General features: G+C 60.8%; 9 protein-coding genes. 5 read left to right on the top strand and 4 right to left on the bottom strand.

The window, feature by feature from the left end; genetic code table 11:
- The first annotated feature begins 132 nt into the window (after positions 1-132).
- The 4 genes from aceE to msrA all read left to right on the top strand — a co-directional run bounded on the left by aceE (position 133) and on the right by msrA (position 8163).
- Positions 133-2778, top strand: a complete 2646-nt coding sequence (gene aceE, locus K5K89_RS03250; RefSeq protein ID WP_071492322.1) for a pyruvate dehydrogenase (acetyl-transferring), homodimeric type — start codon at positions 133-135, stop codon at positions 2776-2778.
- Between the two features lie 11 nt (positions 2779-2789).
- Positions 2790-4433, top strand: a complete 1644-nt coding sequence (aceF, locus tag K5K89_RS03245) for a dihydrolipoyllysine-residue acetyltransferase (protein WP_222540851.1) — start codon at positions 2790-2792, stop codon at positions 4431-4433.
- Between the two features lie 315 nt (positions 4434-4748).
- Positions 4749-7442, top strand: a complete 2694-nt coding sequence (locus tag K5K89_RS03240) for a putative bifunctional diguanylate cyclase/phosphodiesterase (protein WP_071492324.1) — start codon at positions 4749-4751, stop codon at positions 7440-7442.
- 73 nt (positions 7443-7515) lie between these two features.
- A complete protein-coding gene (msrA, locus tag K5K89_RS03235; RefSeq protein ID WP_071492325.1) occupies positions 7516-8163 on the top strand; it encodes a peptide-methionine (S)-S-oxide reductase MsrA in 648 nt (215 codons plus the stop codon).
- Positions 8164-8446: 283 nt separating this feature from the next.
- Here the strand turns inward: msrA and K5K89_RS03230 are convergent, their stop codons facing one another.
- Positions 8447-9283, bottom strand: a complete 837-nt coding sequence (locus K5K89_RS03230) for a 23S rRNA (adenine(2030)-N(6))-methyltransferase RlmJ (protein ID WP_071492326.1) — start codon at positions 9281-9283, stop codon at positions 8447-8449.
- Positions 9284-9457: 174 nt separating this feature from the next.
- Here K5K89_RS03230 and K5K89_RS03225 point away from each other — a divergent pair, with 174 nt between their 5' ends.
- A complete protein-coding gene (locus K5K89_RS03225) occupies positions 9458-10735 on the top strand; it encodes an O-acetylhomoserine aminocarboxypropyltransferase/cysteine synthase family protein (protein ID WP_071492327.1) in 1278 nt (425 codons plus the stop codon).
- Here the strand turns inward: K5K89_RS03225 and K5K89_RS03220 are convergent.
- From K5K89_RS03220 to putP, 3 genes are all read right to left on the bottom strand, one after another.
- Positions 10721-11404: a DUF4123 domain-containing protein gene (locus K5K89_RS03220; protein ID WP_222541678.1), complete on the bottom strand. Its 684-nt coding sequence runs from the start codon at positions 11402-11404 to the stop codon at positions 10721-10723. The genes K5K89_RS03225 and K5K89_RS03220 overlap by 15 nt on opposite strands.
- A gap of 26 nt (positions 11405-11430) precedes the next feature.
- Positions 11431-13404, bottom strand: coding sequence for a type VI secretion system tip protein VgrG (locus K5K89_RS03215; protein WP_222540850.1), 1974 nt, complete (start codon positions 13402-13404; stop codon positions 11431-11433).
- Between the two features lie 204 nt (positions 13405-13608).
- On the bottom strand, positions 13609-15093 hold the full coding sequence (gene putP, locus K5K89_RS03210; protein WP_071492330.1) for a sodium/proline symporter PutP: 1485 nt from the start codon (positions 15091-15093) through the stop codon (positions 13609-13611).
- Between the last annotated feature and the right edge of the window lie 460 nt (positions 15094-15553).

The following is a 15553-nucleotide window of genomic DNA, read 5'->3' as shown; positions in this document are numbered from 1 at the left end:
GACGATTTGTAGTAAAACTACAGGACGCCGAAGCAACCTTCGGCCATCCAAGAATTTATGTCGTCTGCCCACAAGGCCAGTCGCAAACTTCAGGCAACCGATTCTGGTAGCCTTTCCGCCCTGGAGCAAGCCATGCAAGACCTCGATCCCGTCGAAACCCAGGAATGGCTGGACGCCCTGGAATCGGTTCTCGACAAAGAAGGCGAAGACCGTGCTCACTACCTGATGACCCGTATGGGCGAACTCGCGACCCGCAGCGGCTCGCAACTGCCTTACGCCATCACTACGCCATACCGCAACACCATCCCCGTTACCCACGAAGCACGCATGCCTGGCGACCTGTTCATGGAACGCCGCATTCGCTCGCTGGTACGCTGGAACGCCATGGCGATGGTAATGCGCACGAACTTGAAAGATTCGGACCTGGGCGGTCACATCTCCAGCTTCGCTTCCAGCGCAACCCTGTATGACATCGGCTTCAACTACTTCTTCCAGGCCCCGACCGACGAACACGGCGGCGACCTGATCTACTTCCAGGGCCACACCTCGCCAGGCGTCTACGCCCGTGCGTTCATGGAAGGCCGCATCAGCGAAGAACACATGAACAACTTCCGCCAGGAAGTGGACGGTAACGGCCTGTCGTCGTACCCGCACCCTTGGCTGATGCCTGAGTTCTGGCAGTTCCCGACCGTTTCCATGGGCCTGGGCCCGATCCAGGCGATCTACCAGGCACGCTTCATGAAGTACCTGGAAGCCCGTGGCTTCATCCCTGAAGGCAAGCAGAAAGTCTGGTGCTTCCTGGGCGACGGCGAGTGCGACGAGCCGGAATCCCTGGGCGCCATCTCCCTGGCCGGCCGCGAGAAGCTGGACAACCTGATCTTCGTCATCAACTGCAACCTGCAGCGCCTCGACGGCCCGGTTCGCGGCAACGGCAAGATCATCCAGGAACTCGAAGGCGTATTCCGCGGCGCCCAGTGGAACGTGACCAAAGTCATCTGGGGCCGTTTCTGGGACCCACTGCTGGCCAAGGACGTCGACGGTATCCTGCAGCGTCGCATGGACGAAGTCATCGACGGCGAGTACCAGAACTACAAGGCCAAGGACGGCGCGTTCGTCCGCGAACACTTCTTCAACACGCCTGAACTCAAGGCGATGGTTGCCGACCTGTCCGACGACGAGATCTGGAAACTCAACCGTGGCGGCCACGACCCGTACAAGGTCTATGCGGCGTACCACGAAGCGGTCAACCACAAAGAACAACCGACTGTCATCCTGGCCAAGACCATCAAAGGTTATGGCACCGGTGCCGGCGAAGCGAAGAACACCGCGCACAACACCAAGAAAGTCGATGTCGACAGCCTGAAGTTGTTCCGCGACCGCTTCGACATCCCGGTCAAGGACGAAGAACTGGAAAACCTGCCGTTCTTCAAGCCGGAGCCGAACAGCGCCGAAGCCCGCTACCTGGCCGAGCGCCGCGCCGCACTGGGTGGTTTCGTGCCACAGCGTCGCGCCAACAGCTTCAGCGTACCGACGCCGGACCTGAGCACCCTCAAGGCTATCCTTGACGGCTCGGGCGACCGTGAAATCTCCACCACCATGGCCTTCGTGCGGATCCTCGCGCAGCTGGTCAAGGACAAGGACATCGGCCCGCGCATCGTCCCGATAATTCCGGACGAAGCCCGTACCTTCGGTATGGAAGGCATGTTCCGTCAGTTGGGCATCTACTCCTCCGTCGGCCAGCTCTACGAGCCAGTCGATAAAGACCAGGTGATGTTCTACAAGGAAGACAAGAAGGGCCAGATCCTCGAAGAAGGCATCAACGAAGCGGGCGCAATGAGCTCCTTCATCGCTGCCGGTACTTCGTACTCCAGCCACAACCAGCCGATGCTGCCGTTCTACATCTTCTATTCGATGTTCGGCTTCCAGCGTATCGGCGACCTGGCCTGGGCAGCAGGCGACAGCCGTACCCGTGGTTTCCTGATCGGCGGCACCGCCGGTCGTACCACGCTGAACGGCGAAGGCCTGCAACACGAAGACGGTCACAGCCACATCCTGGCTGCCACCATCCCGAACTGCCGCACCTTTGATCCAACCTACGGCTACGAGCTGGCGGTGATCATCCAGGACGGCATGAAGAAGATGACCGAAGAGCAGCAGGACGTTTTCTACTACATCACCGTGATGAACGAGTCCTACCAGCAGCCAGCCATGCCGGCCGGCGTGGAAGAAGGCATCATCAAGGGCATGTACCTGCTCGAAGAAGACACCAAGGAAGCAGCGCACCACGTACAACTGATGGGCTCCGGCACCATCCTGCGCGAAGTGCGTGAAGCGGCCAAGATCCTGCGTGACGAGTTCAACGTCGGCGCCGACGTATGGAGCGTGACCAGCTTCAACGAACTGCGTCGCGATGGCCTGGCCGTAGAGCGTCACAACCGCCTGCACCCTGGCCAGAAGCCACAGCGCACCTTCGTTGAAGAGTGCCTGACCGGCCGTAAAGGCCCGGTGATCGCTTCGACCGACTACATGAAACTGTTTGCTGAACAAATTCGCCAGTGGGTCCCGTCCAAGGAATTCAAAGTCCTGGGCACCGACGGTTTCGGCCGCAGTGACAGCCGCAAGAAGCTGCGTCACTTCTTCGAAGTTGACCGTCACTTCGTGGTGTTGGCAGCCCTGGAAGCCTTGGCTGACCGTGGTGAGATCGAACCGAAGGTGGTGGCTGACGCTATCGTCAAGTTCGGGATCAACCCGGAAAAACGCAACCCACTGGACTGCTGAGGAGACTTTTTGTGAGCGAACTCATTCGCGTACCTGACATCGGCAGCGGTGAAGGTGAAGTAATCGAGCTGTTTGTGAAGGTCGGCGACACCGTCGAAGCCGACCAGAGCATCCTGACCCTGGAATCGGACAAGGCGAGCATGGAAATCCCTGCTCCCAAGGCCGGCGTGGTCAAGAGCCTGAAAGTGAAGCTGGGCGACCGCCTGAAAGAAGGCGACGAACTGCTGGAGCTGGAAATCGAAGGTGCCGCTGATGCGGCCCCTGCGCCGGCGGCCCCTGCTGCCGCCGCTGCACCTGCGCCTGCTGCTGAAAAACCTGCCGAAGCGCCTGCCGCTGCGGCTGCCGCACCTGCCGCCGCCACTGTCCAGGACATTCACGTCCCGGACATCGGTTCGTCGGGCAAGGCCAAGATCATCGAGCTGCTGGTCAAGGTCGGCGACACCGTCGAAGCCGACCAGTCGCTGATCACCCTGGAGTCCGACAAAGCCTCCATGGAAATCCCTTCGCCGGCTGCCGGCGTGGTGGAAAGCATTGCGGTCAAGCTGGAAGACGAAGTCGGCACCGGTGACTTCATCCTCAAGCTGAAAGTACAAGGCGCTGCGCCTGCCGCCGCCCCGGCCGCTGCTCCAGCCGCCAAGGCTGAAGCCGCACCGGCTGCCGCTGCACCTGCACCTGCACCTGCTGCAAAAGTCGAGGCCGCTCCGGCCGCTGCTGCTGCCGCACCTGCGCCAAGCGGTGCCAAGGTTCACGCCGGCCCCGCCGTGCGTCAACTGGCCCGTGAGTTCGGCGTTGAGCTGAGCGCTGTGGCGGCCACTGGCCCTCACGGTCGCGTGTTGAAGGAAGACGTGCAGGTTTACGTCAAGGCCATGATGCAGAAAGCCAAGGAAGCGCCAGCTGCTGGTGGCGCTACCGGTGGTTCGGGCATTCCGCCGATCCGCACCGTGGACTTCAGCCGCTTCGGCGAAGTAGAAGAAGTGCCGATGACCCGCCTGATGCAAATCGGCGCGGCCGGCCTGCACGCCAGCTGGCTGAACATCCCGCACGTGACGCAGTTCGACCAGGCCGACATCACCGACCTGGAAGCTTTCCGCGTTGCGCAGAAAGCCGTGGCCGAAAAAGCCGGCGTGAAACTGACCGTGCTGCCGCTGCTGCTCAAGGCCTGTGCCTACCTGCTCAGGGAGCTGCCGGACTTCAACAGTTCGCTGGCGCCAAGCGGCAAGGCGATCATCCGCAAGAAGTACGTGCACATCGGTTTCGCGGTGGACACCCCGGATGGCCTGCTGGTACCGGTGATCAAGAACGTCGACCAGAAGAGCCTGCTGCAACTCGCAGCCGAAGCCGCCGCGCTGGCTGCCAAGGCCCGCGACAAGAAGCTCACCCCGGACGACATGCAGGGCGCATGCTTCACCATCTCCAGCCTCGGTCACATTGGCGGTACTGGCTTTACGCCAATCGTCAACGCGCCGGAAGTGGCGATCCTGGGTGTGTCCAAGGCGACTATCCAGCCGGTCTGGGACGGTAAAGCGTTCCAGCCGAAGCTGATGCTGCCGCTGTCGCTGTCCTACGATCACCGTGTGATCAACGGCGCCGCCGCTGCGCGCTTCACCCAGCGTCTGGGCCAAGTGCTGAACGATATCCGCACGATCTTGCTGTAAACCGTCACGGCCTCCTCTTCACTGAGGAGGCCTGGCTGTATCGATTTTCGAGCGCCACGCTCGTACCTCAACCCCGCCACTTGGCGGGGCTTTTTTTGCCGGCTTTCAGGCAGGAAACTGGACATACAAGACAGGTTTGTACACCTTCCATCACCTCGATTGCAGAAATCCCTTCCGCAGCCGATAACCCCGTTATAGCACTTAGCCTTCATCCTCTCTTGTCAGCCCGCGCCGCATGATGCAACCTTGCCGCAGGCAACAGAAAAGAGGGCGTGAGCCCGGCGCCGTGCGCGTTATTTCAAGTGAGTCTCCCCCATGAAAAGCCAGCCCGATGTCGCCCGAATGGCGGCCGAGGTAGTGACGCAGTTACCGGTGCCTTCGCGCCTCGGTATGCTGCGTTTCGAGCGGCTTAATGAGGCAAGCTGGGCCCTGCTTTACCTCGACCCCAATTGCGAGCGCCAATTCGGCCTGCCGGCGGTCGAGCTGTGCGCGCTGATCGGCACCCCGTACGCCAGCCTGATGGAGCCTCAGGCGCGCTATCAACTGCATGACATCATCCAGCAGCAACTGAACCAGAGCCCGCACTACCTGGTGCGCTATACCCTGCACACCAGCGACGGCCCGCTGAGCCTGCTGGAAATGGGCGAAGCCTACAAACAACACAATCGCCACCTGCTGCGCGGCTACCTGATGGTGGTCGACGGCCTGTTCAGTGAAATCCCCACTGCCGTGCCCACGGCAGACCTGGAGAACCAGAACAGCCGCCTGCAGATCGCCCTGGAACTCAACCAGCGGGCCCAGCAGGAACAGTTGCAGCACCTTGAGCGGGTGCGCGCCCAACAGGAGTTGATCCTGCTGCTGGCCCGCCAGCGCTACACCACTAACAATTCGCTGCAGGAAGCCGCCGAGCTGATCACCCGCAGCGCCTGCGATATCTACCAGATCGACTGCGCCAGCATCTGGAACCTTGAAGGCCAGCGCCTGGTGCCGATCTCCGCCTACCACCGCGCAGACGGGCAGCATCACTTGCCCGAGCCTATCGACGCCAGCTGCTTCCCGGACTACCTGGAAGCCTTGCACTCCAGCCGGGCCATCGACGCCACCAACGCACTGCGCGACCCGCGCACCCGAGAAATGGCCGACAGCCTGCGCGACAAAGACATCCACGCGATGCTTGACGCGAGCATTCGCGTCGATGGCCATGTGGTGGGCGTGCTGTGCCTGGAGCAAAGCGGCAGCACCCGCGCCTGGCAGGCCGATGAAATCGCCTTTGCCGGCGAGCTGGCCGACCAGTTCGCCCAGGTGATCAACAACCACAATCGCCGCACCGCCACCAGCGCCCTGCACCTGTTCCAGCGTGCCGTGGAACAAAGCGCCAACGCCTTTCTGCTGGTCAACTGCGATGGTGTCGTGGAGTACGTCAACCCAAGCTTTACTGCAATCACCCAGTACAGCGCCGAAGAGGTTCACGGCCACCGCCTGGCCCAATTGCCGGCGCTGGAGAACCTCAGCGAATTGCTGTTCGACGCCCCCTCGAGCCTGGCCAAAAGCAACAGCTGGCAGGGCGAATTCAAGAGCCGGCGCAAGAACCTGGAGCCCTACTGGGGCCAGCTGTCGATTTCCAAGGTGTATGGCGACAACCGTGAGCTGACGCACTACATCGGCATCTACGAAGACATTACCCAGACCAAGCTGGCCCAGCAGCGTATCGAGCGCCTGGCCTACACGGACAACCTGACCAACCTGGGCAATCGCCCGGCGTTCATCCGCAACCTCGATGAACGCTTCGCCCGTGACAGCGACAGCCCGATCAGCCTGCTGCTGGTGGACATCGACAACTTCAAGCGCATCAACGACAGCCTAGGCCACCAGACCGGTGACAAGCTGCTGATCAGCCTGGCCCGGCGCCTGCGCAACAGCCTGAGCACCGGTGGCAGCCTGGCGCGCTTTGCCAGCAACGAGTTTGCGGTGCTGCTCGACGACACCGACCTGGAAAGTGGCCAGTTGGTGGCCAGCCAATTGCTCGCGACCCTCGACAAGCCGATGTTCGTCGACAACCAGTTGATCAGCGTCACCGGCTCCGTGGGCCTGGCCTGCGCGCCACTGCATGGCCGCGACCCGCAGACCCTGATGCGTAACGCCGGCCTCGCCCTGCACAAGGCCAAGGCCAACGGCAAACATCAGGTGCAGATCTTTACCGAAGCGCTGAATGCCGAGGCCAGCTACAAGCTGTTCGTCGAGAACAACCTGCGCCGCGCCCTCACCCAGAACGAGCTGGACGTGTTCTACCAGCCCAAGCTGTGCCTGCGCAGTGGCCGTCTGCTGGGCATGGAAGCGCTATTGCGCTGGAACCATCCGGAAAAAGGCATGATCCGCCCTGACCAATTCATCAGCGTGGCTGAAGAAACCGGCCTGATTATCCCCATCGGCAAATGGATCGCGCGCCAGGCCTGTCGCATGAGCCGTCAGTTGACCGCCGCTGGCATGGGCAACTTGCAGGTGGCGATCAACCTGTCACCCAAGCAGTTTTCCGATCCGGACCTTGTGGCCTCGATCGCCACGATCCTCAAGGAAGAAAAACTGCCGGCCAACCTGCTGGAGCTGGAACTGACCGAAGGCCTGCTACTGGAAGCCACCGAAGACACGCGCCTGCAGCTTGATCAATTGAAGAGCTTCGGCCTGACCCTGGCCATGGACGACTTCGGCACCGGTTACTCGTCGTTGAGTTACTTGAAAAAATTCCCCATCGACATCATCAAGATCGACCGCAGCTTCATCCACGAAATCCCGGACAACCAGGACGACATGGAAATCACCTCGGCGGTGATCGCCATGGCCCACAACCTCAAGCTAAAGGTGGTGGCCGAGGGCATCGAAACCGCCGAGCAACTGGCGTTTCTGCGCCGGCACCGTTGCGATGTGGGCCAGGGCTACCTGTTCGACCGGCCGATCCCCGGCGCCGAGCTGCTGGCGATGCTGAAACGCTACCCGCGCGGCCCTATCGCCTGACAGCGCTGTAACACTCGGGCACACTGGCGGTCTCAATCTTTATTGCTAACTCAACCTGACGAGAGGACTGATCATGGTCTTGCGCTCGGAAATTCTGGTGAACAAAAACGTGCTGCCCACTCAAGAACAAGCTCTGCCTGGCCGTGAAACCCCGATGGCATTGCCGGAGACGCACTTCGTCAATGGCAACCCGCTGCTCGGACCGTTCCTCGATGACGTCGGCTTTGCAATCTTCGGCCTGGGCTGCTTCTGGGGTGCCGAGCGTCGGTTCTGGCAGCGCGATGGCGTGGTCAGCACTGTGGTCGGTTACGCCGGTGGCTACACGCCCAACCCGACCTATGAAGAAGTCTGCTCGGGCCTGACCGGCCACAGCGAAGTGGTGCTGGTGGTGTATGACCAGGCCAAAGTGAAATACGAAGACTTGTTGAAAATGTTCTGGGAACTGCACAACCCCACCCAGGGCATGCGCCAGGGCAATGACATCGGCAGCCAGTACCGCTCAGTGATTTATGCCACCACGCCGGAACAACTGGCGGCGGCGCAGGCCAGCGCCAAGGCGTATCAAGCCGAACTGACCAAGGCCGGCCTGGGTGCGATTACCACCGAAATCGAAGAGGCACCGACGGTGTACTTCGCCGAGGCGTATCACCAGCAGTACCTGGCGAAGAATCCGCAGGGCTATTGCGGGATTGGTGGCACCGGTGTGACCTGCCCGATCTAAAGCCGACACGGGTAAAATGTGGGAGGGGGCTTGCCCTAATGCCAGTCAGTTAAGGAGGAACACTGTAACTGTGGCGAGCGGGCTCGCCCCGCGTTGGGCTGCGCAGCAGCCCCAATAAGAGCACTGCAGTGTGCCAGACAGCTCCGGGGCTATGTTTTGGGGCTGCTTCGCAGCCCAACGCGGGGCAAGCCCGCTCGCCACAGGTGACTGGTTGCCCGTTCTGTCCCTTAACTGACCGGCATTGGGGCTTGCCCCCTGCCATATTGTTTCTAACCAGGCGTGGTTACTCAGCGATGAGCCAATCCATCTGCCATCCGCCCTGGGTCTGCCCAAGCTTCCTGGACAGCCACGGCAGCAGCTCACGCAGCTCCTCTTCCAGCCCCCACGGCGGGTTGGCGATGGCCAGGCCCGAGCCAGTCAGGGTGTTGGGGGTGTCCAACGGATGCACCAGTAACTCCACTCGCAGCAACTTCGGCGCGCCGGTGCCGGCCAGGTCCTGGTAGAAACGACGCAACATGCGCTGGTCCTTCACCGGGTACCAGATGGCCGCGACGGTCTGGCGCATGCGGCCCACGGCTTCCTTGAGGGAGGCGGCGCAGCGTTGCATCTCGTCGAGCTTTTCGAACGGCGGGTCGATCAGCATCAGCGCGCGCTTTTCCGGCACCGGCAACAGCGCACGCGGTACGTGCCAACCTTCGCCCAGGTGCACTTTGACGCGGCGGTCGCCCTTCATGTTGTCCTTGAGCAACACGCCGTCTTCCGGGTGTTTCTCATTGAGCAGCACGCGGTCCTGAGGGCGCGTCAGGCGCCGCGCCAGCTCGGGCGAACCAGGGTAGTAGCGCAACTCGCCATCCGGGTTCATCTCATGCAGCACGCGCATGTAATCGGCGGTCAACGGCGGCAGGTCGCTTGCACCCCACAGGCGGGCGATGCCTTCCAGGTATTCACCGGTGCGGTTGGCCTGGTCGCCCTGCAGGTCGTACAGACCGATCCCAGCATGGGTGTCGAGGTAGGCGAACGGCTGCTCCTTGCGCGACATCAGGGCAATGAGGCGGGTCAAGGTCAGGTGTTTGAAGACATCGGCGTGGTTGCCGGCGTGAAAGGCGTGACGATAATTCATGGTTGCTCCTGCGCAGGGGGCGAAGTTTACCTTTTACGCAAGCGTTGGTGCAGGGCAACGTGCCGGGCGGTGCTTATATCGAAAAGACAGGCTTTCACCTGAAAAAAGTCTAAATATCAATGATGACTCGGACTTATTGTGGCGATCCATACTCCAGGGAGGTCCATCACCCTCATGAAAGACGCCACCATCGCACTGCACCACGGCTTCAAGTCGGACCCGACCACCAAGGCTGTTGCTGTGCCGATCTACCAGAATGTTGCCTTCGAATTCGACAACGCCCAGCACGGCGCCGACCTGTTCAACCTGGACGTGCCCGGCAATATCTACACGCGGATCATGAACCCCACCAACGACGTGCTGGAGCAACGCATCGCCGCGCTCGAAGGCGGTATCGCAGGCCTGGCGGTGTCGGCCGGCAGCGCGGCGATCCACTACGCGATCCAGACGCTCACCCGCGCCGGGGACAATATCGTCACCACCCCGCAACTCTACGGCGGCACCTACACCTTGTTCGCGCACTTGCTGCCCAGCTTCGGCGTCGATGTTCGCTTTGCCCGGGATGACTGCGCCGAAGCCATCGCCGAGCTGATCGACGACAACACCAAGCTGGTGTACTGCGAAAGCATCGGCAACCCGGCGGGAAACATCGTCGACCTGGAAGCCCTGGCCAACGTCGCACACGCGCGCGGCGTGCCGCTGGTGGTGGATAACACCGTGGCCACACCGATCCTGTGCAAACCCATCCGGTTCGGCGCCGATATCGTGGTGCACTCGGTGACCAAGTACATCGGCGGCCACGGCAACTCCCTGGGCGGCGTGATCGTCGACAGCGGCAACTTCCCCTGGACCGACTACCCGCAGAAATTCCCCGGGCTCAACAACCCCGAGCCCGCCTATCACGGCGTGGTCTACACCGAGAAATTCGGCCCGGCCGCCTTCATCGCTCGCGCCCGCACCGTTCCACTGCGCAACACCGGCGCGGCACTGGCCCCGATGAACGCCTTCCTGCTGCTGCAAGGCCTGGAAACCCTGGCCCTGCGCATGGAGCGCCATACTGAAAACGCCCTGAAGGTCGCACAGTTCCTGCAAGGCCATGCCGAGGTAGAGTGGGTCAGCTACGCAGGCCTGCCGGACCACCCGCACCACGAACTGGCGCGGAAGTACTTGCAAGGCAAACCGTCAGCAATCCTTTCATTTGGCTTGAAGGGCGGCTATGAGGCCGGCGTGCGCTTCTATGACGCACTGCGCATCTTCAAGCGCCTGGTGAACATCGGCGATGCCAAATCCCTGGCCTGCCACCCGGCCTCCACCACCCACCGGCAGATGAACGAGCAAGAACAGGCCAAGGCCGGCGTGAAGCCGGAGATGATTCGCCTGTCGGTGGGCATCGAGGCCATTGAAGACCTGATCGAGGATTTGCAGCAGGCGCTGGGCTCAACTCAGCTCTGAGGCCAGGTAATCAGCCAGCGCTTCATGGCTGATACCCGATTGACGCGCAAAGTAGGCGACCTTGTGCTGCAAGGTCGCCGGCGCAAAAGCGGTGTAGAGGTCGGGTCGCTGCTCTTCGAGCCACTGCAACAGGTTACCGACCAGGGTTTGCGGCGATTGCTCCGCCAAGTGCTCCAGCAAAGGTACCGGCACTCGCCACCATGGGCTGGCTTTGGCGGCAGTGACCGGGCCAGTCGCAACAGTCAGCGATTGGCCATTAATGAGGTATCGCGGGAACACCGGCAACAGCTCTTCACCGCAGCGCTGAATGATCGGCAGAAACTGCGCGCCATCCCAAAAGCGCAAAAATACCTCTTGCCCATCGGCCAGGTACACCTTGGTCAGGCTTTGCAGGTGTGCGACCACCACGTCCAACGGGCAGGACGATACGGCCAGCCACCCCCAATCCGTGGTGTCTGTGGCGGCAGCCCACTCCAGGAACGCGCTACCTGGATCGACGATGCCTACATAGGGCATCACCTCCTCCCAGGTCGCATAGGCCGTACTGGCCCAAACGGGATGCAAAGGCGCTCCGCCGGCCAGCGTTCGCCACGCATTCAAGGGCTGGACGTCGCTGGCAGCGCCGAGTACTGCGAAGATCTTTTCACCAGCAAGCAAGGGTTGAAGCATCGACGTAGAGTCCTTCTGGGTGGAGGTCAGGTGAGATTGCACTGGCCGTTCCTGCATCGTTCGCACTCTTCGCAAAACGGTGCACTGCGTTTCAGGCTGGCGACCTGCACACGGGACAGCGGAGCCGGGATCACTGCCAACAATTTTTCCTTCACCCCCGGCATCAACGGCGCCGCTACTGCAGCGGGCGCCCCGCCAGGCTGGATCGGCACGCTGCTGAAAATGCCACCGGCAGACAGGGTGATCGACTGCCCACCCGCCTGAATCGTGACGGTCGCGCCTGCGTCGATGACGATGCTTTGTCCTGCGCCTATCTGGATGGTCTGCCCGGCCCGGACCTGGTGCGAACCGCCCACCACCAGATGGTCGTCCTGCTTGAGGTCGGTCAGGCGGTTGCCATGATTTATCCGCTGTTCCTCGCCCTGCACTTCATGGTGCGATTCGCCGTCCACCGTCACCCGATGGTCATGCAGCACATGTTGCGTCCAATCCCGCTGGGCACGCAGATAGATTTCCTCGGCCCCCTTACGATCCTCGATGCGTAGCTCGTTGTAGCCACCACCCCCAGGGCTGCTCTGGCTGCGCAAGATGCTTCGGGTCTTGTCCGCCGGCAAATCAAGGGGCACCTGTGTTGCCGCATTAGGCAGGCAACCCATCACCAATGGCATATCCGGGTCGCCATTGACGAAGCCCACCAGAACTTCCATGCCGACCCGCGGAATCAACACCGAACCATAACGATCATGAGCCCAACCGCTGGCAACCCTCAGCCAGCAGCTGGACTGATCGTTGTGTTCACCGTTGCGGTCCCAGGCAAACTGCACCTTGACCCGGCCGTACTCGTCACAATGGATTTCACTGTCGGCTGGCCCCGTTACCACTGCGTTCTGGTAACCCGATATGGGCGGCCGCGACATCAGGAGCGGTGTTCGAAACAGCACGTCCCAGGGCGTTACGACAAATTCATTGCTGTAGCCTTGGGAGGATTCATCGCCGTACCCTTCAGGGGCAGATTCCTCAAGCACCTGAGGCTGCCGCCCTGTATGGTGCAACTGAGTGACCAGCCACAAATCATTCCACTCCTGGCGAGGGTGCCCAGCCATCTTCAGGAACTGTCCGGTGACCAACGCCGGCTGGTCGCTATGGCCGCTGGCCTGGCAGTAATCGCTGCGATGACGCTCCAACATGCGTTGCGCCAGGTACTTGCCGCGCTCACGATCCACGAAGTGCCCTGGGTAACGCTGTTCGTTCAGAGTCGGTTGCTGCTTGCTGGAGACTGCGCTTTCCAACGTCAGGTTCGGCTTTTTGAAGTCGTAGTCCCGCAGATTCACCTCACTGGTGCGGGTCTTCAGCCGCAGAATAAAGCGCTTGATCGCAGGCCCATCGGCCACCATCCCGGAGCCGGGTGAATACGGCGTGACGTGATCCGGCTGCGAGAACACACTCTGATCGTCGCCAAACACCAACAGGTGGCGCTCGGGGCTGTGCTGGAAGTGATAGTGAATGCCCCATTCGACACACAAGCGTTGAATGAACTCCAGATCGGTTTCGCCGAACTGAACACAATACTCACACTCGGGGTACTTGCCGCTCAGATGAAACGCGAAGGCATCAGCCTTGATTGCCTGGGCTTCCAATACCTGCGCAATGATCTGGGGCACTGTTTGTTTCTGGAAGATCCGCTGATGCGTGCTGTGCTCCAGATAAGCCAGCTGCGGCACCAGAGTGATCTGATAGCGCGTAAGACGCCTGCCCGAATCGCCTTGTGCGACCCGATACACCAGGCCATGAATGCCATGGCCATTGGCATCAAACCCCAGGAACGCCTGGCTGTGCAGCAGGCTCTCAAGGTCCAGGTCGGGTTGCTCGCTGACCAACTCCAGGTCAAAGCGAAAAGGCAGGCTGATGAACTCAGTCCCCATGAACCCGTGGACCTTGAACTCACTGGGCTCCCCATTGAGGGACAGGGTAAAGGCACTCTGATTGGCAGGAGCTAACATCCGGTGTTTCTCTGCAAGGGGTAAGGGGCCGATTCTGCATCACGGCTGCCCTCTGCCGAGCACGCGCCAGACAAATCAGTAAAACCCTACAAAAACGCGTACGAATTCTCTCTGGGTCGGCGTAAAGCACACGCAAAAAAAGGCCCGCTATCCATAGGAAGCGGGCCTCTCTTTCAACTCATCAGGCGCTTAAGGCCCGGCGAATTACTTGTTGAGGTTGTAGTCTTTTTCCGCCGCATCAAAACGCTCGACCATACCTGCAGTCGGTGCGCCCATCTTGCTCACGACGTAGATCGCGAGGCTGGCGAAGATGAAACCTGGGATGATTTCGTACAGGCCCAGCAGCTCAAAGTGTTTCCACACGATCACGGTGATCGCGCCGACCAGGATACCGGCCAGTGCGCCGTTGCGGGTCATGCCTTTCCAGATCACCGAGATCAGCACCACAGGACCGAACGCGGCGCCGAAACCGGCCCAGGCGTAGCTCACCAGGCCCAGTACGCGGTTGTTCGGGTTGGCGGCCAGGCCGATAGCGACCAGGGCCACCAGCAGCACCATGGCACGACCGACCCACACCAGCTCAACCTGGGAGGCGGTCTTGCGCAGGAAGGTTTTGTAGAAGTCTTCGGTCAGGGCGCTGGAGCACACCAGCAATTGGCAGCTCAGGGTACTCATCACGGCAGCCAGGATGGCCGACAGCAACACGCCGGCAATCCATGGGTTGAACAGCAGCTTGGCCAGCTCAATGAATACACGTTCGTGGTTTTCAGTCACAGGACCGGCCACTTCCGGATGGGCCGAGAAGTAGGCAATACCGAAGAAGCCCACCGCCACGGTGCCGCCCAGGCACAGGATCATCCAGGTCATGGAGATACGACGCGCCTTGGCAATCGACTTCACCGAATCCGCCGCCATGAAGCGCGCCAGGATATGCGGCTGGCCGAAGTAACCCAGGCCCCAGCCCATCAGTGAAATGATGCCGATGAAGGTGGTGTTTTTCAGCATGTTGAAGTTGTCAGGGTTCTTGGCTTCGATGGCCAGGAAAGTGGTGTCGACGCCACCAGTGGCCAGCAGCACGATGATCGGCGTGAGGATCAGCGCGAAAATCATCAGGGTGGCCTGTACGGTGTCAGTCCAGCTCACGGCCAGGAAACCACCGACGAAGGTGTAGGCAATGGTCGCTGCGGCACCGGCCCAAAGGGCGGTCTCGTAGGACATGCCGAAAGTGCTTTCGAACAAGCGGGCACCGGCCACGATGCCGGAAGCGCAGTAAATGGTGAAGAACACCAGGATCACCACGGCGGAGATGATCCGCAGCAGGCCGCTTTTATCTTCGAAACGGCTGGAGAAGTAATCCGGCAGGGTCAGGGCGTCACCGTTGTGCTCGGTCTGGACCCGCAGGCGACCGGCGACGAACAGCCAGTTGAGGTAGGCACCGACGATCAGGCCGATGGCGATCCAGCTTTCCGACAGGCCGGACATGTAGATCGCGCCCGGCAGGCCCATCAACAACCAGCCGCTCATGTCGGAAGCACCGGCCGACAAGGCTGTCACCACGCTACCGAGGCTGCGACCGCCCAGGATGTAGTCGGAAAGGTTGTTGGTGGAGCGATAGGCCATGAAGCCGATCAGCACCATTGCTGCGATGTAGATCACGAACGTGATCAGAGTTGGATTACTAACGCTCATAAGAGTGACGCCCTGGCTTTGTTTTTATGTAGCGGCGGTCTGTCAGACGACCACCCACTGGAAGTAGGTAGACGTAGCTGCGTGCCGCGCATTTATGACTGACGTTTCCCCAGGAAAGCCGCCAGCCGATGAACCAAACCTCAGAGGTGGTTGCACCTTGGGCGCGAATGCTATTCAACAAAGCAAATAAGGTGCAACCAGTTTCGCGAGAATAAGTTGCACCTTGATGTTAAATGCGCAAAACACCTCGTTTTTGCTCCTTTTTGGAGCAAGAACAGCCGATCTCAGAAGCAAACGCACCAAGGCGAAGCGGATTCCGTCGAAGGCCGGTTTTTTTCCCGATCACGATCGAAAAAATCATGAAGAAAATGGGTTGCACCCGGTTGCACCTCAGCATGCGCAAAGCTAATCTTGCCGCCAGCTGATGCCACTCGGTAGTGGCACCCATGAGGATAAGAAA

The sequence above is a fragment of the Pseudomonas sp. DR208 genome (assembly GCF_019823005.1).
Lineage (GTDB): Bacteria > Pseudomonadota > Gammaproteobacteria > Pseudomonadales > Pseudomonadaceae > Aquipseudomonas > Aquipseudomonas extremorientalis.
This window is presented reverse-complemented; position numbering and strand designations above follow the sequence as displayed.

Excerpts from the sequence above, each read along its gene's own strand:
- K5K89_RS03230 (WP_071492326.1), bottom strand. The coding sequence starts at position 9,283 with ATGAATTATCGTCACGCCTTTCACGCCGGCAACCACGCCGATGTCTTC.
- K5K89_RS03240 (WP_071492324.1), top strand. The coding sequence starts at position 4,749 with ATGAAAAGCCAGCCCGATGTCGCCCGAATGGCGGCCGAGGTAGTGACG.
- K5K89_RS03220 (WP_222541678.1), bottom strand. The coding sequence starts at position 11,404 with ATGCTTCAACCCTTGCTTGCTGGTGAAAAGATCTTCGCAGTACTCGGC.
- msrA (WP_071492325.1), top strand. The coding sequence starts at position 7,516 with ATGGTCTTGCGCTCGGAAATTCTGGTGAACAAAAACGTGCTGCCCACT.
- K5K89_RS03215 (WP_222540850.1), bottom strand. The coding sequence starts at position 13,404 with ATGTTAGCTCCTGCCAATCAGAGTGCCTTTACCCTGTCCCTCAATGGG.
- aceE (WP_071492322.1), top strand. The coding sequence starts at position 133 with ATGCAAGACCTCGATCCCGTCGAAACCCAGGAATGGCTGGACGCCCTG.
- putP (WP_071492330.1), bottom strand. The coding sequence starts at position 15,093 with ATGAGCGTTAGTAATCCAACTCTGATCACGTTCGTGATCTACATCGCA.
- K5K89_RS03225 (WP_071492327.1), top strand. The coding sequence starts at position 9,458 with ATGAAAGACGCCACCATCGCACTGCACCACGGCTTCAAGTCGGACCCG.